The 24,754-nt window shown below is 42.8% G+C and carries 23 protein-coding genes, 5 tRNA genes and 1 rRNA gene; 15 read left to right on the forward strand and 14 right to left on the reverse strand.

Annotation, left to right across the window (positions count from 1 at the left end):
- Positions 1 to 47: 47 nt before the first annotated feature.
- Complete coding sequence (locus IPM65_05775) at positions 48 to 1,445, reverse strand: phosphomannomutase/phosphoglucomutase (protein QQS43627.1); 1,398 nt, start codon at positions 1,443 to 1,445, stop codon at positions 48 to 50.
- Positions 1,446 to 1,504: 59 nt separating this feature from the next.
- The gene (locus tag IPM65_05780; protein QQS43628.1) at positions 1,505 to 2,203 is read right to left on the reverse strand and encodes a hypothetical protein; all 699 of its coding nucleotides are present in this window, start codon (positions 2,201 to 2,203) and stop codon (positions 1,505 to 1,507) included.
- 104 nt (positions 2,204 to 2,307) lie between these two features.
- Here IPM65_05780 and IPM65_05785 point away from each other — a divergent pair, with 104 nt between their 5' ends.
- Positions 2,308 to 3,222: a carbohydrate kinase family protein gene (locus IPM65_05785; protein QQS43629.1), complete on the forward strand. Its 915-nt coding sequence runs from the start codon at positions 2,308 to 2,310 to the stop codon at positions 3,220 to 3,222.
- Between the two features lie 85 nt (positions 3,223 to 3,307).
- A complete protein-coding gene (locus IPM65_05790; protein ID QQS43630.1) occupies positions 3,308 to 3,514 on the forward strand; it encodes a hypothetical protein in 207 nt (68 codons plus the stop codon).
- Here IPM65_05790 and ruvC read toward each other — a convergent pair whose 3' ends face one another.
- Positions 3,515 to 4,000, reverse strand: a complete 486-nt coding sequence (ruvC, locus tag IPM65_05795) for a crossover junction endodeoxyribonuclease RuvC (protein QQS43631.1) — start codon at positions 3,998 to 4,000, stop codon at positions 3,515 to 3,517.
- Positions 4,001 to 4,022: 22 nt separating this feature from the next.
- Between ruvC and IPM65_05800 the strand changes: the two genes are divergently transcribed.
- Positions 4,023 to 5,126: an aminopeptidase P family protein gene (locus IPM65_05800; protein QQS43632.1), complete on the forward strand. Its 1,104-nt coding sequence runs from the start codon at positions 4,023 to 4,025 to the stop codon at positions 5,124 to 5,126.
- On the opposite strand, the gene IPM65_05805 is transcribed toward IPM65_05800, so the two are convergent.
- Positions 5,113 to 5,394 carry a hypothetical protein gene (locus IPM65_05805; protein ID QQS43633.1) on the reverse strand — a complete coding sequence of 94 codons (282 nt, stop codon included), beginning with the start codon at positions 5,392 to 5,394 and terminating at the stop codon, positions 5,113 to 5,115. The two genes, IPM65_05800 and IPM65_05805, sit on opposite strands and share 14 nt — an antisense overlap.
- Positions 5,395 to 5,456: 62 nt before the next feature.
- On the opposite strand from IPM65_05805, the gene IPM65_05810 reads away from it, so the two are divergent.
- The 3 genes from IPM65_05810 to IPM65_05820 are packed head-to-tail and all read left to right on the forward strand — an operon-like array spanning position 5,457 to position 7,103.
- Positions 5,457 to 6,110 carry a hypothetical protein gene (locus IPM65_05810; GenBank protein QQS43634.1) on the forward strand — a complete coding sequence of 218 codons (654 nt, stop codon included), beginning with the start codon at positions 5,457 to 5,459 and terminating at the stop codon, positions 6,108 to 6,110.
- Positions 6,111 to 6,121: 11 nt separating this feature from the next.
- Entirely contained in the window at positions 6,122 to 6,400 is a 279-nt protein-coding gene (locus IPM65_05815; GenBank protein ID QQS43635.1) for a hypothetical protein, read from the forward strand.
- Between the two features lie 28 nt (positions 6,401 to 6,428).
- Positions 6,429 to 7,103, forward strand: a complete 675-nt coding sequence (locus IPM65_05820; protein ID QQS43636.1) for an IS1595 family transposase — start codon at positions 6,429 to 6,431, stop codon at positions 7,101 to 7,103.
- A gap of 183 nt (positions 7,104 to 7,286) precedes the next feature.
- Here IPM65_05820 and IPM65_05825 read toward each other — a convergent pair.
- The 5 genes from IPM65_05825 to IPM65_05845 form a co-directional block, all read right to left on the reverse strand.
- Positions 7,287 to 10,179 (reverse strand): 23S ribosomal RNA (locus tag IPM65_05825).
- Between the two features lie 229 nt (positions 10,180 to 10,408).
- Positions 10,409 to 10,482, reverse strand: a tRNA-Ala gene (locus IPM65_05830).
- A 230-nt stretch (positions 10,483 to 10,712) separates the two neighbouring features.
- The gene (locus IPM65_05835; protein QQS43637.1) at positions 10,713 to 11,795 is read right to left on the reverse strand and encodes a transposase; all 1,083 of its coding nucleotides are present in this window, start codon (positions 11,793 to 11,795) and stop codon (positions 10,713 to 10,715) included.
- A gap of 71 nt (positions 11,796 to 11,866) precedes the next feature.
- Complete coding sequence (locus IPM65_05840; GenBank protein ID QQS43638.1) at positions 11,867 to 12,055, reverse strand: hypothetical protein; 189 nt, start codon at positions 12,053 to 12,055, stop codon at positions 11,867 to 11,869.
- 18 nt (positions 12,056 to 12,073) lie between these two features.
- Positions 12,074 to 12,544 carry a prepilin-type N-terminal cleavage/methylation domain-containing protein gene (locus IPM65_05845; GenBank protein ID QQS43639.1) on the reverse strand — a complete coding sequence of 157 codons (471 nt, stop codon included), beginning with the start codon at positions 12,542 to 12,544 and terminating at the stop codon, positions 12,074 to 12,076.
- Positions 12,545 to 12,660: 116 nt separating this feature from the next.
- On the opposite strand from IPM65_05845, the gene ppsA reads away from it, so the two are divergent.
- The 8 genes from ppsA (at position 12,661) to IPM65_05885 (ending at position 18,948) form a co-directional block, all read left to right on the forward strand.
- Entirely contained in the window at positions 12,661 to 15,000 is a 2,340-nt protein-coding gene (gene ppsA, locus IPM65_05850; GenBank protein ID QQS43640.1) for a phosphoenolpyruvate synthase, read from the forward strand.
- 52 nt (positions 15,001 to 15,052) lie between these two features.
- Positions 15,053 to 15,631, forward strand: coding sequence for a Holliday junction branch migration protein RuvA (ruvA, locus tag IPM65_05855; GenBank protein QQS43641.1), 579 nt, complete (start codon positions 15,053 to 15,055; stop codon positions 15,629 to 15,631).
- Between the two features lie 48 nt (positions 15,632 to 15,679).
- Entirely contained in the window at positions 15,680 to 16,669 is a 990-nt protein-coding gene (ruvB, locus tag IPM65_05860; protein QQS43642.1) for a Holliday junction branch migration DNA helicase RuvB, read from the forward strand.
- 14 nt (positions 16,670 to 16,683) lie between these two features.
- On the forward strand, positions 16,684 to 18,102 hold the full coding sequence (locus IPM65_05865) for a hypothetical protein (GenBank protein QQS43643.1): 1,419 nt from the start codon (positions 16,684 to 16,686) through the stop codon (positions 18,100 to 18,102).
- A gap of 48 nt (positions 18,103 to 18,150) precedes the next feature.
- A tRNA-Leu gene (locus IPM65_05870) sits at positions 18,151 to 18,234 on the forward strand.
- Between the two features lie 44 nt (positions 18,235 to 18,278).
- Positions 18,279 to 18,351, forward strand: a tRNA-Thr gene (locus IPM65_05875).
- Between the two features lie 112 nt (positions 18,352 to 18,463).
- Positions 18,464 to 18,537: transfer RNA gene (locus IPM65_05880), tRNA-Arg, on the forward strand.
- A 3-nt stretch (positions 18,538 to 18,540) separates the two neighbouring features.
- Entirely contained in the window at positions 18,541 to 18,948 is a 408-nt protein-coding gene (locus tag IPM65_05885; protein QQS43644.1) for an NUDIX hydrolase, read from the forward strand.
- Positions 18,949 to 19,007: 59 nt separating this feature from the next.
- On the opposite strand, the gene IPM65_05890 is transcribed toward IPM65_05885, so the two are convergent.
- Entirely contained in the window at positions 19,008 to 19,682 is a 675-nt protein-coding gene (locus IPM65_05890) for an IS1595 family transposase (protein QQS43645.1), read from the reverse strand.
- A gap of 62 nt (positions 19,683 to 19,744) precedes the next feature.
- Between IPM65_05890 and IPM65_05895 the strand changes: the two genes are divergently transcribed.
- Entirely contained in the window at positions 19,745 to 21,733 is a 1,989-nt protein-coding gene (locus IPM65_05895) for a hypothetical protein (GenBank protein QQS43646.1), read from the forward strand.
- Here the strand turns inward: IPM65_05895 and IPM65_05900 are convergent.
- From IPM65_05900 to IPM65_05915, 4 genes are all read right to left on the reverse strand, one after another.
- Positions 21,715 to 21,796 (reverse strand) — tRNA-Leu (locus IPM65_05900). The two genes, IPM65_05895 and IPM65_05900, sit on opposite strands and share 19 nt — an antisense overlap.
- Before the next feature lie 72 nt (positions 21,797 to 21,868).
- A complete protein-coding gene (locus IPM65_05905; GenBank protein QQS43647.1) occupies positions 21,869 to 23,242 on the reverse strand; it encodes a hypothetical protein in 1,374 nt (457 codons plus the stop codon).
- A 3-nt stretch (positions 23,243 to 23,245) separates the two neighbouring features.
- Positions 23,246 to 23,464 carry a preprotein translocase subunit SecG gene (gene secG, locus IPM65_05910; protein QQS43648.1) on the reverse strand — a complete coding sequence of 73 codons (219 nt, stop codon included), beginning with the start codon at positions 23,462 to 23,464 and terminating at the stop codon, positions 23,246 to 23,248.
- Between the two features lie 10 nt (positions 23,465 to 23,474).
- Entirely contained in the window at positions 23,475 to 24,746 is a 1,272-nt protein-coding gene (locus tag IPM65_05915; protein QQS43649.1) for a GIY-YIG nuclease family protein, read from the reverse strand.
- Positions 24,747 to 24,754 lie beyond the last annotated feature (8 nt).

The raw sequence follows: 24,754 nt of genomic DNA on the forward strand, positions 1-24,754 counted from the left end.
TCCTTGTGAAATGTCCCATTATACTCCATATGGGCAGTTTATTGGACTCACTCCACGATCTTTGCACCCATGTCGAGGATCATCTTTTTAATCTGTGTTTCTTTCTCGTTGACTACATCAGAAGTCTTACCTTCGACGTTCAGTCTGATAACGGGTTCCGTATTTGAACTTCGGACACTGAAACGCCATTCTGGATATGTGATTGCGATACCGTCAAGCGTGCTTAACTCTCCGTCGGCAAATGTTTCCTTTAGTTTTTCAGTCACTTGAGAAGAAGTAGTATCCCCTTCGAGCTCAAAATTCGTTTCTCCCGATTCGACAGATGTCTCAAGGTCAAGCAGAATTTCCGAGATCGGTTTCTTTTCCCTTGCAAGAACACGAAGCACGTACAGGATTACCCGAATGGTACTCTCACAGCCGCCCATGGAACGGAAATAATAGTGACCTGATGATTCACCTGCAAATACCGCATCTTCGGCATTTACCTGTTTGGTGATCAATGCATGACCGACAGGCGTATATCCTACTTCTCCTCCCATCTGTTTCACAATGTCTTCAACATTTCTGATGTATCGGATATCAACGAGAACCCGGGAACCCGGTTCATCCCGTAGGATTTCTCCGGCAATTAGGGTCGTTATCAGAGTTGCGGGAATGATCTCTCCTTTTTCGTTTATAAACATCGCGCGGTCTGCATCACCGTCGGTACAGATCCCCAGATCTGCTCCAGTTTCCTTTACCTTATCCTGAAGTTGTCTCAATGTTTTGTGCTGCAAAGGATCTGCCTGATGTGCCGGAAAGGTCCCGTCAAGTTCGAAATTGATTGTGATGAACTCGGTATCAAGTCTGTCAAACATCTCCTTTAGAGGAATTATTCCCATCGCGTTGGCGGGATCGGCTACTATTTTGAGTTCAGAGATATCGCCTACATCAATCGCATCCATCGCTTTGTTTACTTCTTCCTGAATGATGTTCGGTTTCTCTTCAGTGGTACCGTCATACGTGTATTCACTGAATTGTTTGTTCGTCGCAAGTTCTGTAATTTTCGGCATTCCTGTTTCCTTGCCGATTTTGACGATACTGTCACCGTCACGTCTCACGATTTTGATACCGTTGTAGTCTTTGGGATTGTGAGATGCACTGATCTGGATACCGGCATCGTAATCATATTGTTTGACGGTAAAATATACTGTCGGAGTCGATACCAGACCGACATCAATGACATGAGCACCTGATTTTTTCAATGTTTCTTTTGCAATTTCATGAAGTGCGGGTGATGAAAGCCTCATATCCCGGCCGAGAACTATAGAAAAATCCTTCTTGCCGATTTCTTCTGCCAGAAATGTGTAGATGGCGCGCATGATATCCTCCATTACTTCTTCATTGATTTGAGCCGGATAAATGCCCCGGATGTCATATGCTTTAAAAATTTTGGTATCGATCATAATAAAAATTAATTAGTAATGAATTCTTTGTAAGTTGCTATATTGTACTACTTTTTTCGTTACTTCAGATAATAGCAGACCAAAAGTTCAACGGATTTCTTCAGATCATAGGGAGTAGTATTTGTTTTCATCGAAGTATCAATCCTTGCCAGTCCTTCATAAAATTTCATCAGTTTTTGAGTGTCCCATTTTTTTGCCTGAAACGAAATTCTGCCGCGCTGCCAGGGAGGAGTTTTAGTATCGATTATCCCTTCCGACGCAAGATACAGCTTACGGACATGACGGCAGAGAAGCGCGTATATGAAGCCCATATCCTGGGAAGCATTCACTATCTCCAGGGATCTGAGAAAATCTTCAAGATTTCCCGGATAACAGGCATCAAGCAGTTCAAAAATAGTTTTTTCTGGTTTTGCTTCATAAAAAGTTGTAGCAATTTTTTTTATGGTGGCAAGATCATATGAGGATTTTCCCTCTTCCCAGTCAATAAGATGGATGACAGAACTTTTAGCGATTTGCTGTACGGCATCTTTGTAAGGGGTTTTTGCACGGCCTTTGTATTTTGATGAAGCATTCTCGGTGATGTAAACGGATTCCTGCCCGAATAAATTAGTGACACCGTCCGCATTTTTCAAAAGATCGGGAATATCTGCTATCGCCACAAGATCTATGCTGTATCCCTTTTGTTTGTACTGCTCTTTGAGCTCCTGCAGCTTTTCTCTTGACCTGATGGTATCCTCACCTGCAATAATCGTAAGCATGAGGACATTATATCGTATATCTCAAAACGTGTACTTAAAGCATAAACGATAATCTTTCGATTCACCTCGTTGCACGACACGCGATATACGATATACTGAAAAGTATGCTTGATTTATTGACTATCGGAACCGTGACCATTGATTTGTACTACAAAGGTGAATCCATTACGGAGAGCGACGGCCGTCTGGAACTTGCTGTCGGAGGAAAATATTTTGCCGATCATTTTTATGAGGGACTGGGGGGCGGCGGAGCAAACGTCGCGATCGGTGTTGTAAAGGCAGGTCTGAAGGCCGGAGTGATTGCAAAAATCGGAGAAAATGTTTTTAAAAAAATCATCCTCCAGGAGCTTGAAGATGCAAACATTGAGTACAAAGATTTGTGCGATATCGAAAAGGAATATATCAATATCTCCTCCATTCTTCTCAATAAAAAGGGTGAGAAAACAGTGATCAACTACCGTACTCCGCATCAGCACATAATTGAGAAGGAATCTGACTACGGGAAGCTGCTGAAAGCCAAAAATATGTATATGGCAAACCTGTCGAAGGTTGCTCTTACTGAGCGCATTGATATGCTCCGTTTTGCTAAAAAGAATGATGTTCAGGTGTTTGCAAATCTGAATGTGACCGACTGCCGGCGTCCGATTGAACAGATTATGCACTTTGTGAGGTATGTTGATGTCATGATCATAAACGGCTACGAATATGCTGATCTCATAAAAAAGCCCTATGAAAGCATTGATTTTGACGAAAATATAGTGAAAAAATACGCTCCTTTCAATGATGATGATCTTCTGGTCATCACTGACGGGAAAAAGGGCAGTTATGCCTACTATGAAGGGAAAGTATATAAACAGCCTGCCGTGCAAACAAAAGATGTTGTCGATACGACAGGAGCAGGTGATGCATATACTGCCGCATTTATTGCTTCGTACATAAAGACCAAAGATATAAAACTCTCCATGAAAGCCGGTGCTGAATATGCAGTGACTATCCTCACCAAAATCGGAGCAAACTGATTCTTCTCCGACATATCTATTGATAATTGGAATACGGAGGTATTTTGATATAATATACAAAATACATATTCAATACATATATTATATGGAAAACCGTTTATTTGTTCCTATCGAGGAGCTACTGAAAGAAAGAGGATTGAACGAAGCTGATATCTCTCTGCATAAAGCAAGCGGTACTGATCTTCAGGAGCTTTTACAGGCCGATATTTTTTCTCATCACAGTGCATATCGAAATGTGCCGAGCCAGCAGGACCTTTTTGATGCTGGTCAGCACTGGAGCGATTGGGAGTGATCAGGAAAAATTGCTTTGAAAGCAGTATGCCAGTCCGCAGGCTATTGCATCTGCCTGGTCGTCATCCTTCATTTCGATTTTGTCCGAAAGCGTAAGCTCTATCATTTTTTGTACTGATTTTTTATCAACATTTCCGTAACCGGTGACCATTTGCTTGATTTGAAGAGGTGTCAGTCGTTCAATCTGCAAATCATGAACTGATGCAACAAGCTCGATTACACCGATTGCCTGAGCTACTTTTATCACTGTTTTCTGATTTCTAAACATAAAGAGTTGTTCGATGACCATAACTTTCGGTTGGTGCTTCTCAATCACCTCTTCAAGTTCTTCATATACTTTTTTTAATCTTTGCTCATGTTTTGATTTTGGGGAAGTTTTTATCAGGTCGGATGTTATATAGGTAAAATCTGAGTTTCCGTTTCCGGTTTTGTCAAAAATGGCATATCCGACTTTGTCAAATCCGGGATCGATTGAAATAAGTTTCATGTCCTAATGATACAATATCTCCATGGATTATCAAAAAAGAAGACAGCAGATACAATCGCTTCTTGAGACGCATAATATAGATGCCTATCTTGTTACCGACTTCTACAATATTCTGTATTTGACAGGATTTAAGACACTATCCCCTCATGAGAAGGAAGCAAAGTTGGTTGTAACGCAAGATACAGTGTACTTTATTACCGATACACGCTACCAAACAGAAGCAATGCAGCATTTCCGGAATAATGAGGATATAAAAGTAATGATACAAGGACCGCACCGGACATTTCTTCAGATCTTTGCCGATATTATTGCTGAGCGCACGATTTATAAACTCGGCTTTGAGAAATATGATCTTTCATATGCATGGTTTGAATACCTGCAGAAAGCATTGCCGAAACTCAAAGTTGTTCCGTGCACCAATATCATCATGCAGCTTCGGAATCAGAAAGATGAGCATGAATTAGAACGTATGAGACGGGCTGCTGAGTATACAGATGAATGTTTGAAGTCTATTGTTCCCTATCTGAAACAGGGAGTACATGAAACTGAAATTATTCATAAAATGGAAGATTGGCTGAGAGAAAAATCGCTTGAGTTTTCATTTGAGCCTATTGTAGCATTTGACGATCATACTGCTCTACCCCACTATAACAATAAAATGAGCGACGGTGTTTTAAGTGAGAATTCAATCGTTCTTATTGATATTGGGATCAGGTATAAGGATTATTGCTCGGATATTACACGGATGTTTTTCGTAAGAGAGCCTTCAGAAGACCAGAAAAAAGCATATGACGAACTTCTGAGTATTCAGAAGAAAACTATTGATTCCATTTATCTGAATATAAAAATGGAAGACATAGACGCCGTTGCGAGACAATGGTTATTGAATAAAGGGTATCCCACTATCCCTCACTCCACAGGTCACGGAGTCGGTTTGGAAGTTCACGAGGGTATTCGGGCAGCACGTACCGTAACCGAGACATTACAAAACAATATGGTATTAACAATAGAACCCGGTATTTATTATGAAAGTAAATGGGGTATGAGAATCGAAGATACTGTGGCATTTATTGACGGACAGGCTGAAACGTTGACTAAGTTCCCTAAAGAGCTTACCGTGCTGTAAACAATGCTCTCAGCTGAAAAATAATCTCTTCTATCAGGTTCGATGGCTGATCTTGTTGAATCCGTTCCGAATCTGTTGACTGTGAAGGAAAAGGCTTCTGTCCCGCCAGCTGCTTTCCTCTGGAAGCTTCCTGTAATGATTGTACATATTCTTCGTCAGAAGTAATTCGACCGGCTCGGGAATTGGAAAAGATGTAGGAAAACAGAATGAGAAATGTAGCGATAAGGACAATGATGAATAAAAGAGTCCTTCTTCCCAGATGAGCCATACCTTTATTATACAAAAACAAAATATTATTGAACCTGAATACACTATAGGTTATAATATAGTATGACAGAACGATTATCTCAACAAGAAGTTCAGGAAACCGAATACCAGGAATGGCAGCTTTTATCAGATATGCCTCATAGGGACTATTGGGTAGGTGCTGATTACAATGATATGTACCGTAACAGGCTTCAGCTGAATGTCCCCCGTTTTGAAAGCATTTGCCGGCAACTGAATCTTCCTCCCGTGGAAATCACTTCTATACCTTATACTCCTCCTGCTGAAGAGTATCCTGAAATGGTGAGCCGCGGACTCGCAGCTTGGAAAAAAGCCGCTTTCGGAAGGCCGAGATCAAACAATGACCCTAATGCTTTGTTTGACGTGATGTCTATGCCTGAAATTGCCGTAGTGGGTTTACAGGCAGGCTCTGACCTCGGTATGATTCCGGTACCGTTGGGATGGAGGCTCGGTGTACGTGCACGAAAAATCGAACGCGATATTGCACGATCAGGATATACCCTTACCCCGGAAGAAGAAGATGCATTATTTATCGAAGGATTTAACAATGCTCTTTGGCAGGGAATACAACGGATACAAAGCCATGAATGGTCAGACACCCGAACTTTCGGTATGCAGTCAAACTCCGCTAAAAATAGTGCTAGTTTTATGGTTCAGCAGTTACCGGAGCATTATCGCCGACTGCGGTCGAAATGCTAAGTGGTGCGGATTTGTCTTTGAATCAATCGATCGGAACAGTGCTCGGCAGCATGTCAGGAGTACAGGTAGTATCAAGTGAAATCATTCAGATGCTGGTCGAAAGAAACACGGATAAGTCACTGGATCCCCGCTTGAGGGAGAGATTAAGTATGATTATTTCCAATGCGTGGAGAGCGGAAACGTTTCCTGAGCGTTTTGAACAGGAAACACACGGAATGAACATATGGGCGGAAAAGTCCATACGCGGAATACCATATATGGGTCTGCTGATGGAAAAGGATAGGCTCTAGACTAGCAGAGTAGTGCTAAACTAGAGGTATGGTTTGTAACAATAGGCCGATATCAAAATACAAGAGAAAAAAGATACTATGGTGTTTTGCACACGATCTGAGTGCTACACAGACCTCTGGTATTTTGGGTCTCAACCGCAATACAGTCAACAAATATTACAATAATATTCGTCAACTCATATATCATCACCAAGTGCACCAGATGCAACGATATGTTGGTGGTGAGATAGAAATTGATGAATCATACTTTGGACCTCGAAGGATGAGAGGCAAGTCAAGTAAAAGAGGTCGTGGGACGTCATTTAAGCAGGTAGTATTTGGGATATATGAGCGTCAAGGACGTGTATTTACTCGTATCATTCCAAACTGTAAAAGAAGAACGCTACATGCTGTTATGAAGGGAAAGATTGACTTGAACAGTACTGTATATTCAGATTCGTGGAGCGGATACAACGGACTTGTTGATGTCGGGTATGACAAACATTTGAGAATCAATCACAAGAAAAATGAGTTCTCAAATACAAAAGGGGTCCATATCAATGGCATAGAGTCATTCTGGTCCTTTTGTAAAAGACGTCTCGTTAAGTTCAATGGTGTAAAGAAAAACTTTCCATTACACTTGAAAGAGTGTGAATGGAGATGGAGCAAATCCCCATCGATCCTTTACAATGAACTATTACAAATTGTTAATGTGCTAGTCTAGAGCCAAGGATATAAAATACGGTATAGTCAGGAAGCAGCATAACCAACCTCTGGTGCAGTTAGCTGAATAATTTTTTAACCATTTTTCCCAAAAAAAAGCACAGCCGAAGCTGTGCTTTTTTATTGTCATTCAAACCTATGTCTTTTTGACGTAAACCTTCTCCTTCTCTGTTTGACAAACAAGAGAGATGGGAGATCGTCCGTTAGTACTTCTTGACTAAATGTATTGCTACGCTTACATCTGAAGCCTATCAAACCAGTGGTCTACTGGCGGACTATAAGGATTCCTAATCTTGGAGTAGGCTTCGCACTTGAGATGCTTTCAGTGCTTATCCCGTAGGAATATAGCTACCCGGCGATGCACTTGTGGTACAACCGGTACACCAGGGATTCCTTCTTCCCGGTCCTCTCGTACTAGGGAAGAATCTCCTCAAGAATCTAAACGCCTACACAGGATAGAGTCCGAACTGTCTCACGACGTTCTGAACCCAGCTCGCGTACCGCTTTAATGGGCGAACAGCCCAACCCTTGGAACCGACTACAGCTCCAGGATGCGATGAGCCGACATCGAGGTGCCGAACCTCGCCGTCGATATGAACTCTCGGGCGAGACCAGCCTGTTATCCCCGAGGTAGCTTTTATCCGTTAAGCCCCAACGCCAATCACAAGCGTTTGGGGGATCACTTACACCTGCTTTCGCACCTGCTCGGACTGTCATCCTCGCAGTCAAGCTGGCTTATGCGTATGCACTTATATTCCGATTTCCATCCGGAATAAGCCAACCTTTGTGCCCCTCCGTTACCTTTTTGGAGGGACCCGCCCCAGGTAAACTGACCACCTAACACTGTTTCCATGTTTAAAAAGATGAGGTGAGAAAATAAGAAAGAGAGGTATTCCACTGTTGACCGAAGTCTCCCTCCTATTCTCGACAGTTCTTATCTTCGCACCAATGTCAAGTTTCAGTAAAGCTCTCGGGGTCTTTTTGTCCATGTGTAGGTAGGCCGCATCTTCACAGCCATTTCAATTTCGTCGGGCAATGGTTCAAGACAGTTTTCAACTCGTTAAGCCTTTCATGCAGGCCGGAACTTACCCGGCAAGGGGCTACGCTACCTTAGAACTCTCAGGGTTAGAGCTGTCGTTCACTGGAGCTTACGCCAGAACCTCACATTACCAAATGGAAATGGTCAATCCCAACGGTTAACTTACCAGCACCGGACAGGCCTCAGCTCCTATACGTCCCATTTCTGGTTTGCAGGAGCCTGTGTTTTTGCTAAACAGTCGGTTGAAAAACTTTCGCTGCGGCCCTCAAAAGAGGGCAGAGCATATTGCAAAGCTTACGCTCAGCTTTTTTGCCGAGTTCCTTGAACCACCATCACCCGTATGCCTAGGTCTACTCGACCTGTTCACCTGTGTCGGTTTGCGGTACGGATACTGCTAAAACTCCGCACAATACCTTTTCCCGGAAGCTTACGTCGTCAAACTCTCCTGCCAGAGGCAGAATTGCATTCACAGCTCGTCCGAGGACTCACTGCTTAGACTCCCATATAGGAAGCTCTGATTAGCAAACTTCGTCAGTATGTGCGTTATAACGCGTTAACAGTAGTAGCAGAATATTAACTGCTTGTACATCCCGAATACCCGCTCGGGCATCCGGTTAGATCCGACTAACCCTCAGTCGACTGACGTTGCTGAGGAAACCTTGAACTTTCGGCATCCCGAGTTTTCATCGGGAGAATCACTACTCATGTCAGCATTCTCACTTCTCACCGCTCCACAATACCTTACAGTACTGCTTCAGCGCAATAAGAACGCTCCCCTACCACTCACCCCGCCAAAGGCGGGGTAAATCTCTGTCTTCGGTAATCTGTTTGAGCTCCGATCATTTTCGGCGCAATGTCTCCAACCCCGGCAAGCCGGGGACTATTCAGGTGAGCTGTTACGCACTCTTTAAAGGATGGCTGCTTCTGAGCCAACCTCCCTGCTGTGTTGGAAACAAAACGGCCTTTTCCACTTAACAGATATTTTGGAACCTTAGACGAGAGTCTGGGTTGTTTCCCTTTGGACCATACCCGATTATACGGGCAGATCTGACTCCCTTGCTGTACACCATGTATTCGGAGTTTGGTTAGTCATGACAGCATTGCTGCCGCCAAAACCATCCAGTAGCTCTACCCCATGGTTTAAACGCAAGAGGCTATACCTAAATATATCTCGGGGAGAACCAGCTATTTCCAAGTTCGATTGGCATATTACCGCTAACCACAAGTCGTCCCAAGCCATTTCACCGGCAACGGGTGCGGACCTCCACGTACCTCTCGATACGCTTCATCCTGCTCATGGTTAGATCACCTGGTTTCGGGTCTTTCCGACAGTGCAAAATCGCCCTATTAGGACTCGCTTTCGCTTCGCCTTCCCAAGATAAGCTTGGTTAAACTAAGAGCACTGAATCGGAAAACTCGCTGACTCATTCTTCAATAGGCACGACATCATCCTGATAAATCAAGACTTTGTCTGTTTGTTAGCCAATGGTTTCAGGTACTATTTCACTCCCCTCCCGGGGATCTTTTCACCTTTCCCTCGCGGTACTAGTTCACTATCGGTCAGTTTGAGTGTTTAGCCTTGGATCGTGACCGACCCAGCTTCCCACAGGATTTGCCGTGTCCCGTGGTACTTGGGATACTGCTACCGGAAGCATTCATGTCAAATACGGGGCTATCACCCTCTGTGGCTGATCTTTCCAGATCATTCTTCTATAAATACTTCATCGGACATTGCAGTCCCGCAACCCCGAAGCCGAAGCCTCGGTTTAGGCTGTTCCGCGTTCGCTCGCCGCTACTAACGGAATCTCGTTATGATGTCTTTTCCTCCGGGTACTTAGATGTTTCAGTTCCCCGGGTTCCCATTAACGCAGTAAACTGCGAAAATTCCATGTATTGCTACACGGAGGGTTTCCCCATTCGGAAATCATCGATTGATAATGTCTGTTTGAGGACTCATCGATGTTTTCGCGCTCATACACGCGTCCTTCTTCGGCTCAAACTGCCAAGGCATCCGCCATTGGCGTGATTTCTCCCATCTCTCTCGGTTTGTCAAAATTTTCCTTTCGGAAATTTAAACGGTGTTGAATGAAAGGAATTCATTCAACGAAAGATGGCCTACGTCTTTTCATGTTTCTTACAACAACACAAAATGTGTTGTGTATTCTAAAAAAGACCTTAAATCTGAACGATTTGTTAAAGTTCGTCTTCTTTTTCGCTGCTTGTTATAGATAGTTATTATTAACTTTCTATGACCAACACCGAAATTGTGGACCTGACCGGGCTCGAACCGGTGACCTTCGCATTGCAAATGCGATGTTCTAGCCAACTGAACTACAGGCCCAGTCGTATCCGGTCTTGACACTGTTTTTTTGGGTAAAAAAAACACTCGAATGAAATTCAAGCTTAAGGCCAATTTTAACCTATGCTTGTTTTAAATGTCAAGGGCAATTTGCACGTAACCAGTTTGTATCTTTTGGAGCTGTTGGGAGAGCAGGCTGTGCTTCCGATAGTGCCCTACGGATGATTACTGAAAATCATGTATTTGTATGATATCAAACCCTTATATCGCTGTCAAGGGTTTGTATGAGTTCCATACATATGGCACTCTTTAGGTAAAATAGATAATAGGTAATCCATAGGTGAAATATTGTTCAGGCTTTTGTGAACTCGCTTTGTATTGTACCAGACGAGGTATTCAATAAGGTGACGATTGAATGATCCGATACCGGTCCACTTGGTATAGATGTAGGGGTTCATAAATTCTTCCTGGAGTGTTCTGTTTGCTCGCTCAATAAAGGCATTGATCTTGGGACATCTGGGGTAGATAAAGAGGTGTGGGATATTGTTTTCTTCCAGATAGTCATGGAAGTTTCCCAGATACTCGAGGCCGTTATCTGTTTGTATGGTTTTTATACCATCTTGTATTGGGTATACTAGTTCCAGTCTTCTCATAAAATCAGCACCGTTTCGGCTGTTGAGTTTTGAGTATCCGTAGGAGAACTGGAATTTGAGTTTGATGTCCACTGCATTGAAGACATACAGCTTGATTCCGTGTACAAACTTCGTGATGGTATCAATCTCAATGTATCCGGTATCTTCCACCTTGGGAGACCGCTTGACCTTCTGTCGGTACTTTACTTTCCGTTTTGCAAAGCCACTTGCTGGATTGTGATAGATCCGGTAGGTCTTGCGCTGCAGGTTGTGTCTTTTGATCACTTTTCCAATGGTTGACTCAGATATAGTTGAAATTCCTTCCTGTAGGCAATACTCATCAAGTAAGGGCTTGATCTTCTCCTTTCCCAAACAAAAGTATTGTTCTCGAATCTCTTTGATAAAGGATATGACCTTCGGGTGAGTCTCCATACGTCGGGGTGTCTTTGGCTTGGTTGTCTCTGGTATCAGGCTATCCAACTGCCCTTCTGAATCTCGCCGTCTCTTCCTCCATCGAAACAATGTCCTTCGTGATATCCCATATGCATCAACTGCAGCTTGTATCCCGTACTTCTCTGCAAATGTCAGAACATCGTTTCTGATTTGTGCTACATCTGACTGATTGTAGTCTGATAGAGATCGTATCTTTTTCATAAGATCTCTATTGTACTGCCAGTCATAACTCCTAATTACTCGAAGCTGATCTCCTCCCCATTTACTCATAGATGTTAGTTCCCTATGAGTGCCATATCTTTCGTAACTTATTCAACATTTTGGAGACAATTATAAAAAAATTAGGGTCCGCCTTCCGAACCGGGGGGTTCACCGTTCTCGCCTACCATGTCTGCAGGTACCTGCAGCGTATTTCCTTCCTGGATAATTTCGGTTTGCTTTTTTGCTTTTGCAGACTGATTTACGAAATACACAACCGTAATAATGATGGAAACAATGAGAAGCAATATAAGTATATATATACGTTTCATAATAAATTTAACTGTTAGTTAGGGGGCGTCCCAAAAGACAAAATAAAATGAGTCTGTACCTTCCAGACGGGCGCGGATCCATCCGCCGGTATTCGGAGGCGGATTGTTGGGTTCATAGTAATAATAATATTCAAGACTATTTACAGGATCAATCGGAAGTTCCTCAAGATATCCTCCCGTAACAAGGTCAGTCCAGGTCTGATTTCTGTCCCATTGATATGTCGGTGCTGTCGGCGGACACGGTCCCGGATCATTTCCGATGCTTGATTGACAATATCCTACTTCAGTTGGTCCCTGATGATGATGAACTTGATATAGTTTCACCGCTTTGACAAACTCGTTCAAATCAGCTCTACGTTTTGTATCGCGGGCATTTCTCAGGACATTGGTATAGGAACTCGTTCCTACAGTAGAAAGAAGAGAAATGATTGAAATGACAATAATCATTTCGATAAGTGTGAATCCTTTGGTGCCTAAGAAGCGTTTCATATGAGATACCATCATCGTATCAATAATGGAGGCACAGGTCAAGCAGGTTTTCATTACATTATTTCCGTCTTCTTTTGCTCTTGATGTTACTTGTAAAAGTTGTGTATATTTAACATATGACAAAACGAAAATCTATCGTCTGGTTCGAGGAGGTGGGCAAAGATGATGTCGGCCTAGTCGGCGGCAAGGGTGCCAACCTCGGCGAGATGACAAACGCTGACCTACCCATCCCGTACGGATTTATAGTTACTTCGAACGCCTATTTTGAATTTATTAAGGGAGCAAATCTTGCTGGCAAGATAAAGCAGATACTCTCTATCGTAAACTACGACAATCCTACCGAAATAGAACAGGCATCGGATCATATCGGTGATTTAATTATGAAATCGGAGATGCCGAAAGCGCTGGCAAATGAGATCATCGAGCATTATGAAGATTTGAATGAAAAAGAAAAGGAATATTTGGAAAAGAAATCAAGCGTTCTCGATCACACATTGGCAAAAATTAAAGGATTATATGAAGAGCCGTTGGTTGCGGTTCGTTCATCTGCTACAGCTGAGGATTTGCCTGATGCATCGTTTGCCGGTCAGCAGGAGACGTATTTGAATGTTAAGGGAGACACATCACTGCTCCACAAGGTAAAGGAATGCTGGGCGTCTCTTTTTACTGCCCGTGCAATTTATTATCGACAGACCAAAGGATTTGATCATTTCAAGGTCGGTCTTGCGGCAGTCGTACAGCGTATGGTCCAGTCAGATAAGTCTGGTATTGCGTTCAGCATTGATCCGGTGACCAATGACAAAAAGAAAATCGTCATTGAAGCCGTTTTCGGATTGGGAGAATATATTGTGCAGGGAAAAGTAACTCCTGATCATTACGAAGTGGACAAAAATACTCTTGTTATTGTCAAAAAACAGCAGGCATATCAAAATCTTAAATTCGTCAGATCAGGACGCGGTAATCGTGAGATAAAGCTGAATAAGAAGGACGGAACCGTTCAGAAGCTCAGTGACAATGAGATACGTGAAGTTGCATTGCTTGTGAAAGATATTGAAGAGCACTATTTCTTTCCGCAGGATATTGAATGGGCAATAGAAAAAGGAAGAGTCTTCATCGTCCAGTCACGTCCGATTACCACCGTGGAGACCAAAATTAACTCGAATGATGCCCTATCGGGAGCAGGAAAGGACGTATTGCTTTCAGGAGCACCCGCTTCTCCAGGTATCGGTGTCGGACATGCGAATATAATCATGTCACCGAAAGAGATATCAAAAATCAAAAGCGGAGACATTCTGGTCGCGCCGCAAACAAATCCTGATTATGTTCCGGCAATGAAAAAAGCTGCGGCAATTGTCACCGAAAAGGGCGGCAGAACATCCCATGCCGCAATCGTTTCACGCGAATTAGGAATTCCGGCTGTTGTTGGGGCGGAAGGAGCTACTAAAAAGATTAAGGATGATATGGTCATTTCTGTAAACGGGACGACGGGAGATATCTTCAAAGGAAGTATCGTGACCAAATCACAGCTTGAGAAGCTCGAAGCAAAAAAGCATGCTGATGAAAAGAAAATAAAAACGATTACAAAAGTGTATACCAATCTTGCAGAGCCTGAGATTGCAGATGAAACGGCGAAACTTGACGTGGATGGTGTGGGACTTTTGCGGGCAGAGTTTATGATTGCTGAGATCGGGACTCATCCGAGAGAATTTATCAAGCAAAAACAGCAAAAGCTTTTTGTACGCAAACTGACCTCAGGACTTGAGAAATTTGCAAAAGCATTCAGTCCCCGACCGATTGTCTATCGTGCGACTGATTTCAAAACAAACGAGTACCGTCATCTGAAAGGAGGATCGTTGTATGAACCGCATGAAGAAAATCCTATGATTGGATACCGCGGCGCTTCCAGATATATTGCCGATCCTGAAGTCTTCTCAATGGAACTTGATGCGCTCCAGGCAATTTGGGACAAAGGATATACCAATATTCACCTTATGATACCGTTTGTGCGTGTGCCGTGGGAGATGGTTCGCATCCGTGAAATTATTCGTGATCACGGACTTTTGAATTATAAAGGATTCAAACTTTGGATGATGGTCGAGGTTCCTGCCGCGGCAATCATGCTTCAGGAATTTATTGATCTCGGGATAGACGGAGTATCGATCGGTACAAATGATCTGACAATGATGCTTCTTGGTGTAGATCGCGACAGTGCGGAAGTCTCAAACATTTATGATGAACGTCATCCGGCTGTCATTTCAATTCTTGAACACATTGTTGAGACCTGTGTTGATGCCGGGATTACCTGTTCAATCTGCGGGCAGGCCGCATCTGACTATCCTGAGATTGTTGAGTCTCTTGTAAGAAAAGGTATCACATCAGTCTCAGTTAATCCTGACGCTGTTCATCGTACGAGAGTATTGATACATGACATCGAAAAGAAAATTCATGGTAAGTGATAGACATACTCTTAATCTTTAACAACCGCAGGGGTTGAGGTATACTTACATCATGATCGGAAAGATAAAAGGTATCGTCTCTGAAATTGATGGTAATATTGCATTGGTAGAGACTGCTTCTGGACTTTTCTACAATGTATTTTTGACAAATGCTCTTCTTTCTGAATGCATGTCCGGTGATAAGATGGAAGTTTATACGTATCACCATATTCGTGAAGATGTCCAGTCTCTTTTTGGATTTCAAAATAAACAGGAATACAAGTTGTTTCTTCTTCTGATAAATGTCTCCGGAGTAGGCCCTAAATCAGCATATTCCATCATCTCAAACAGTAAAGTGGACGAGATAGTAGCAGCGGTCCGATCAAATGATGCGAAGTACTTTACCCGCATTCCGGGACTTGGAAAAAAAACAGCCTTGAAAATCATGTTGGAACTATCGCAGAAATTTAAGTCTGAGTTTGTTTTGGAGAATAATTACGTTTCAAAAGAGGATCAGACGATTGTAGATGCTCTGACTTCTCTCGGTTTCGGTGCGACTGAAGCGAAAGAAATTCTTCCAAAACTGTCTGATGAACTGTCTGTTGAAGAACAAATTAAAGAAGCAATACGATTACTTAGCAATCCGAACTAATCCTGGCGACCTTAAGCTAGTGGATACATCCTGTATAATGATACTACTATGGCGAAATTGAATGATTTAGTGAGTTTGCGACCTGAAAGTCTAAGAGACTATGTTGGTCAGCAAAATGTTGTCAAAACACTCCGATTATTTCTGGATGCGGTAAAAAACCGTGGTACCCCTGCAGAGCATATCCTTTTTTATGGGCCACCGGGTATCGGAAAAACAACACTCTCTCATATTATTGCTCGTGAACTCAAAGGCACAATCCGTGTCACTTCAGGGGCTGCAATCACAAAAACCGGTGATTTGGCTGCAATTTTGACCAATCTGAAAGATAATGATGTTTTGTTTGTAGATGAAATCCACAGACTTCCGAAACCTGTTGAGGAAATGCTGTATCCGGTGATTGAAGATTATTTTCTCGATATTGTGATCGGGAAAGGACCGTCTGCGCGAACGGTGCGTTTGCCTGTTCCGAAGATTACGGTGGTAGGGGCAACGACAAAACTTGCTCTCATCTCAGCCCCGATGCGTGACCGTTTCGGATTGTTGCTTCGCCTTGATTATTATACCGATCAGGATATGGTTGATATCATTATGAGATCGGCTGAACTTATGCATATCAAAATTACCAAAGGCGCAGCCTCTCAGATTGCCAAGCGTTCACGAAAAACCCCTCGTGTAGCTAATCGCATATTAAAACGTGCCCGAGATATTGTAGAAGTCGACGGACATGAGATGATCGACGAAGATGTAGCTTTAAAGTTGTTTTCACTTTTGGAAATTGATGAAATGGGTTTGTCGGATATTGATATCCAGTATCTCCGCGTCATTGCAGAGCGTTTCCAAAACAGCCCGGTAGGGATTGAAACAATAGCCTCTTCCCTTGCGGAAGACAGAAGAACGATTGAAGAGTTTATTGAACCGTACTTATTGAGAATCGGGTTTATTAAAAAAACTCCGCGCGGTCGGGTGGTGACACCGAAAGGATGTAAACATCTCAATATTGTGATTGATTCATCTGAGCAGCAAACAATAATTGAATAATGTTATATTGGAGTATGGATGGAGAACCGCAATTCAAACCTGACTTAAAGAAGCCGCTTCTGAAAAGATCTGCGCTAGGACTTGCTGCTTTGGCGCTTTCAGCCACTGTCGGATTGACCGTCGATCATGTCACTGCACCATATAATCCTATTTTGGGAGGACCGAATAGATCAGAGTCAGCAATCGGTACAAAATTACTGGAAAAAACAGCTGAACTTCAACAAGATCATACGGAGAAAACCGGAAATCCAAAAGGCGGTATCTATGACCTTGTACACCTTGCCCCCCGCTTGTGGCACAGCGGGAACATTCCGCATTATTTAAAAGAGTTTTTGGGCGATAGATATACATCGGGTTTGCCTAGTTCAGCGGAGTTTTCTGAAGCGGTACAAGAATCAGAAAGCCCAGTGTTGCCTAAGTGGCTTGATACCGAAAGGTTTGATATCCAGTCATATGAAGCTGCAAACGGCGATCACATTGATACCCTAACATTTAACTTAAAAGATGCTAAACCTCACCATTTGATACCCTGGCAGCGAACCGGCACGCTAACAGCACCGAATATCTACCTGGCCGATCCGAATCCCCTTTCTCGGAGTGACAATACATATACTCTAGGATCAAATCCGTACTTAGCACACTCTAACGGTGCTACTATTGAGCTTACATTTCCGAGTAATCAAACCGTCGTTTTTGGTGCAGGTTGGCATGAGGTCAGCCCACTCTATCGTTATGCAGACAAGGTTGAAGCAGAGAAAACCACGCAATATTACGGAAGAATTGATCCCAACAATGATGCACAAGCTGCAACGGGTATTTATTCGATTCAAAATGGCTCTGTCACGATTCATCACGAATATGTCGGGCACCTTGATAGTGCGGATTATCCTCCACAGTTTTTGTATATAGGAAATGGTACTGCCAGAATTTTGAAAGGAGCGCAACTTACGGATATACTAGAAAATCCCCCGTACGATGGCACTGTCACGCAGATTGCTTATACCTTTGAATACTCAGATGAAGAACTGGAACTAATCAATGATGCAATGTACTCGTCCGAAGAAGAAAAAAAGCATGCATTAGATACTCTTCAAAAAAGTCTCGCTGATGATCTCACTCAACCGATCGATGTTACTTGGATGACTGTCGCAATAACAGAAGATGGAGATACGATTGTCAGCTTTGCTTTGAACAGGGATACTGAAGCAGAGACAATAGAAGGTTCATATAAAGTTGTTGCATCAGTGAAAGACATCATTGAGAGTACAAAGAAACAGCCCGGATCTGTTCTTACTCGCATGTTTACGGTACACCTTGGAGCACAAGGATCAACAGGTAATGTAATAATCACGAATGGTCAATCTTCAATCCCTGAAGGAGTAATAACCTATGAGACAATGCAGGAACTCATAAGCGATAAGCAGCGGGATTAGTCTATCAACTTTTGTTATAATAGAACCTGTTACTTTTGGAATATTTTTGCCGCGGTGGTGAAATGGCATACACGCTGGACTTAAAATCCAGTGCCTGAATAAGGCGTGAGAGTTCGACCCTCTCCCGCGGCACAGCAGTAGAATCTTCTTCACACAATTGTTATAATACTTACTTAGCCGACTTAGCTCAGTGGTAGTAGCACCAATTTTGTAAATTGGGGGTCGTCGGTTCAAATCCGACAGTCGGCTCAAGAAAGCATAAGGCTGTAGGCTGTAGATAGTAGAATAGAAATTTCAATATAGGTGAATATCTTTCTACACTATAATTACAACCTACGACCTATCGCCTACGAGCAATTCAGACCCTGTAGCTCAATTGGATAGAGCAACTCCCTTCTAAGGAGTAGGTTGTGAGTTCGATTCTCGCCAGGGTCGCATATGCCACATACATTCCAACCGGTCATACTTGCTGTTATTGAACAGGACGGTAAATATCTCTTTACTAAACGAATTGATGATTTTCCTGATTACCACGGCAAATGGCAGCTTTCGGGCGGCGGCCTTGAATTCGGAGAAAATCCTGTTGAAGGTCTTCGTCGGGAACTCAGAGAAGAGCTTGGAGTTGAAGTTACTGATGTGAAGATAATTCCGTTTGTAGATACCCGCGTCAGAAATGACTGGCAGGGAGTATTTATCTCATTTCACTGTCACCTTGAAAACCCGGACGCGGAGATTTATCTGAATGAAGAGGCTTCAGAGTATCGCTGGTTTGAGAAATCTGAGATTGACTACTCCCAATTCCCCATCTTCGAGGGATGTGTCGAGATAGTCCAAAAACTAGTGTAAACAACACAGATCTATCATGATTGTTCCATAACTGTATCGCATGTACAATAACATAGGCTCTAGACTAGCACATTAACAATTTGTAATAGTTCATTGTAAAGGATCGATGGGGATTTGCTCCATCTCCATTCACACTCTTTCAAGTGTAATGGAAAGTTTTTCTTTACACCATTGAACTTAACGAGACGTCTTTTACAAAAGGACCAGAATGACTCTATGCCATTGATATGGACCCCTTTTGTATTTGAGAACTCATTTTTCTTGTGATTGATTCTCAAATGTTTGTCATACCCGACATCAACAAGTCCGTTGTATCCGCTCCACGAATCTGAATATACAGTACTGTTCAAGTCAATCTTTCCCTTCATAACAGCATGTAGCGTTCTTCTTTTACAGTTTGGAATGATACGAGTAAATACACGTCCTTGACGCTCATATATCCCAAATACTACCTGCTTAAATGACGTCCCACGACCTCTTTTACTTGACTTGCCTCTCATCCTTCGAGGTCCAAAGTATGATTCATCAATTTCTATCTCACCACCAACATATCGTTGCATCTGGTGCACTTGGTGATGATATATGAGTTGACGAATATTATTGTAATATTTGTTGACTGTATTGCGGTTGAGACCCAAAATACCAGAGGTCTGTGTAGCACTCAGATCGTGTGCAAAACACCATAGTATCTTTTTTCTCTTGTATTTTGATATCGGCCTATTGTTACAAACCATACCTCTAGTTTAGCACTACTCTGCTAGTCTAGAGCCTAACATATACCAGTTAACTCACCAATATGGACCGAGAAGGAATGTACGGCATAAAAAAACATACGCATCTTGTTCCTTCATCAGACGTAGGGCGATATCTAAATCCCGAACAATTAGCGGAAAATAATAAACCGCTCATCCTCGGTGATGTCGGGCCGCATTTCTACGCCGCTGCATCTCTCTATCCCACAACTCCGGAAGAGGGTTCATCCACAAATATTCTTGTATGGCCGAAAGAAATGGATCCTGAAAATCCGATCGGACTTGAAGACGTATCACATGATGATATGTGGTCGCTGTCAGAGTATGCTTTAGGAATCCTTGATGTGTATCCGGACTCTGCCGTGACTTACGGCATAAGTGAAGATCCGAGAGGTATTACCGGGCAGACACGAAAAGCACTCGGTACAAGCATTCAGGCTTTCCATCTACATAACTACATTGACGTCAGAAAAGATCTGCAACTGCCTAAGTCCAAAGGAATATACCGATCAATCAGAGAACCTTTTCCGCAGTTTATAGCTTCAGCTTTCAAGCAATTTCTTGATCAAAATGGCGTAACTCTTGAGGGCTTCAGAACCGTTGAGTCTCGTGAGAAAAACAGTGTACTTGATCCATATGTAAACGTAGGCGGGATTGTATACTCAAGTACCGATACTCAACCAGGGCCGTTGCGAACGGCTCATTTTGCTGATGCCATGTCATTGATACATACTACTTATTATGGCTTTCATGATGAGGTTATGCGAATATTTTTCTCAAATTATGATGCGGTTCGTGACAGCAAATGGTCCCTCCCGTACGATCCCCGTGAACAGGCGGATATCGTCCGTGCAATAGAAAACAGTCAATTTATCACAGACGGCAATCTGGCAAATTTTCTTATCAAAGCATCCGGAAGAGTTGTAAAATCGGATAGTGATGCTTTATCTTCTGATTTGAAAATCTTTCGTAGTCCGACATACTCCGTAGGTGCAGTTAAGAACGCAGACGGTGTTTTATGCCTTGCCGTAAATCCTCATTTTTACGCACAGCGGGCAGGGGGATTACAGACGCTTGGAATAGAAGTGGCTGAGCGCATACGACATGAAGATAAAGATCCTTATGAGGTAATCAGACAACGTACTGAGCGGGCCAAAAATGCTGATCTTCATATTCGGGAGTCACTGAAATCAGCTACTCTGGAAGCTGTAAGCTCTGAAGAAAGCAACTATGTTCTTCTTGAAGGGCATCCTATACAGATTCTGAATAATATATCAGCTCAATTTGATGAAGAGACGGAGCAGCTCATATCTGAGGAAATGGAAAAGATTATCGCTGCAAAAAAAAGAAGCTTGCCTGAAGGCACCGCATTTTATAACGGACCTGCTTTTTTTCCGCATGTTATTCGAAAAGACGAGACAGGACAATTTCTTATTGAGGGATCGAATTACTCATCAGAAGGATATTTTCGGCATGTTGCTTTACGTGACTCGGAAGCAATTCACAGAGGGCTTACTGAGCGTGGTATAACAGCTCGGGCCGGACTGGCTGTATCAATCCTTGTTGAGGTGCAGTTTGACAACGGAGACAGAAAAATTGTCCTTACAAAAAGTGCACCGACTGAGTATGCGCCTCAGGGTGCAGCACAAATGCCGGGAGGTAGTTATCAGCAAAAATCTGACAGAATACATTTGCCGGATCCGGTTCTACTGGCACAGCAGGAGCTTGTCGAAGAAATGGGCTTATACACGGATGTGACTAGCATCGAACCGCTTGCTTACCTGACAGGTGCGGGAAAGACAAATCCCACTCTTATATACAAAACAGTTCTTGATGAAACTCAGTACCATGAAATGGCCAACAATATCGCTGCCGGTATTGAACATGCTCATGTTGACAATGATAAAGCTCACGAGTTTGTCTTGATTGATATTGAGGAAGAAATACCTGAGAAAATAACCAACGGTGCCAGACGGGTACTTGAAGTTGTTGAAGATATTCGCAAAAAAGAAAGTGCCCGGGAGAGGACTTGAACCTCCACATCTTGCGATACAGCCCCCTCAAGACTGCGCGTCTGCCAGTTCCGCCACCCGGGCTCGATTAAGAGTAAAGTGCACGAGGAAGCGCACCTTACTGACCTAGATTATATCAAATATTTCCCCTTTTCACTACTTTCTTTTTATTGTATATGAATACGGATAATACAAAAAATGAGCAGGCATATCCTCGACCAGGATCCGTTGAAAATCCGAGTAAAATTCTTTTCGCTTTGCGATCGCATACGTATTTCGTCCGTCCTCAAGAAGTTTATCAATACGGACATTTTTATACGCTGTGATATTGCCGGATGTTTGTGTGGAATGCCAGAAAAAGTACTGGTCAGGATCTTTTCCCAGAGTTAGTTGAGCCAGAAATATCTGATAATCACGCGGCAGACTGCCGGCGAGTACTTCAATTTTCGGATCATACCCCATTTCCCGCAAATCTTCCTTTATCTCGTCAACCACGGCAAGATGATCGTAATACGTACTTATTTTAAGTTGGGCAGCATCTGATGCCTCGACATATTTTTTAATTATCTTTGATGCGACGTTCGGATTGTACGGATATTGCTTAACATTACTTTCATACGCCCACGAGGTTGGAGGCAGCGGACTGAATGCCGGTTCTCCGTATGGTGAAAATGCCGATTTATCAATTGCCTCTGCTACAGCATGCCTCAGATCCTTCTCTTCCTTGAGAAGCGGATCATTGAAGTTGAAAAACAGTGTCATAACTTTTGTATAATCTACACTCTTTTCAATTTCCGTATTTTTCCAGTCTTCAAATACTTCTGCGACGCTCGCTTTTGTGGTAGTCATTTGGGTAATTTCTCCGAGTTTATATGCCTGGACAAGTTTGGAATCAGTGTCGTAAAACTTGTATATCAGTATAGGCAGACCTTCCTGATTCGGGGTCAGTTGAAGCATTTTGACATTTCCTGCTTCAAGCCTGATGCGGCCCACTTTGTACAATCCTGCAACGCCCACTACCGGATATTTGATGATCGGTTTGGTCAGGAAATTGGGAAAAATGGCCAAGGGTTTTTTCAGCTTAAACCTGAGCATGTAGTCACTCTCTGCTATGGTTTCGACATCTTTAAACTGATATTGGATGTCGCGCGCAGTAAAGGAGGATCCGTCGTTCCATGTAAGGTCTTTTTTGATATGAAAGCGGTATTCCCGGCCGCCGTCTACCGGTTCCCAACTGTCCGCAAGAAGCGGGATAAGTTCACCTTTATCATTTACATGAAGAAGTCCGTTTGAAAAATTCGAAACAATATCATCAGGGAGAGTATCTATGGTATACGTTCCCGAAATGCCGATTACCTGTTTTTCGGTTGTCATCATATCAATGACATATGGGGCAAAAGAGACCACGGTAATAACACCTAACAGACTGAGCAAAAAACTCAAGAGAAGAGACTGCATATTCTTTTTTACGAAGGCCATTGTTACCCAGTACGCATACCGGATACGCTTGGTATCAAAGCTGAAACGCATGTTTTAATGAACAAAAAAATTCGCGACAGACAGTACGAAAAAGAGGAAAATACAGATGTATGTAAGGTTCATAGTAAATTTTTCGACACCTCGACGCGATTGGTACATCTCTCCTCCACCGCCCCAGGCACTGCCCAGACCTGCGCCTTTTCCCTGAAGCAGAATCAACACGACAATTGCAATAGATAAAACGATGTTTACAATAAGCAAAATATCTTTCATAGTTGTTTTATTATAGCATCTTTTTACTTCGAAGATGAACGTGATACTTTTTGGCAAAGCGGTGAGACTCGTCTCTCATTGACTGTACTAGTCTGAAACCGGGATGATGACGAGGTGGCTTGATAGTGAGAAGGGTGTCATCTCCGATCACAATCCTGTCCGGCCGTTTTGCGATTCCGATAAGAGGAATTGTCACCTGCATCGCATCCAGAACTTCTTTCGCTGCACGGATCTGAGGCTTTCCTCCGTCTAAAATCACCAACTCAGGCTCAGGCCATTTATTTCTGAATCTCCTTGTCATAATCTCCTTAAACATGTCAAAATCGGACTGGACGTTCTCTCCTTTAATTTTGAATCGTTTGTATTCTTTTTTGTCACTCAATCCTTCAGTAAAAACCACCATTGATGCGGTGCTGTTTTCAAACGACATAGTACTCATGTCGTAGCATTCGATCCTTTCAAGTTTCGGCAGATCATAATATGGTCGCAGAAGCTGCTGCAGAGACTTTACCCGTTTTTCTGATTTGTTGTACTCTTCAAGATTATTCGTATCAAACTTTCGTCGAAGAAGTACTCCTTCCAATCTGAACAATCGGTTACGATACGGTATTGCGTCTTCATACTTATCCTCTTTCGTCAGTACACTGATTTTTTTATACAGCTTCTCAATGACTATCTCCGTTTTCCCGTCTAGAACCCGTACGGCATTGCGGATATTGTCTTTATATTGCTTTTGCAATTCTTTCTTCAATTCGGGAGAATCCGTTTTTTCTATTTCATTCGGACAGGGGTCACAGAGTTTTATCTTTGCATAAAAACACCTTCTGTTAGTAATACTTTTTTGTGTACAAAACGGAAAAACCTTTCTTATTTCTCGGAGAATATCGGCAGCAACACGGACAGAAGAAAACGGTCCGAAATAGATTGCTCCCTTTTCGTCTTCTTTTCTCGTGATAAAAAATTTCGGATATTGGTCCTGTTTTGTGACTTTGATATACAGATAGCTTTTGTCATCTCTCCATCTGACGTTGTATCTCGGTTTATGCTTTTGGATCAGTTTTGACTCAAGAAGAAGCGCTTTAAATTCCGAATCCGTGACGATGTGCTCTATACTGTCGGCGCCTTCCACTATTGCCCGTTCTTTTGCATCATTTTTGGCATTTTCAATATGAGACTTAACTCGGGCTCTGATATTGACTGACTTGCCGATATAGATCGGTTTGCCTTTAAGTTTGAAGATATAGATACCATTAGTAGTGGGGAGATCCTTGGTTTCGAACATACCGTATA

The organism is Candidatus Roizmanbacteria bacterium (assembly GCA_016700135.1).
GTDB lineage: Bacteria > Patescibacteriota > Microgenomatia > UBA1406 > GWC2-37-13 > UBA1450.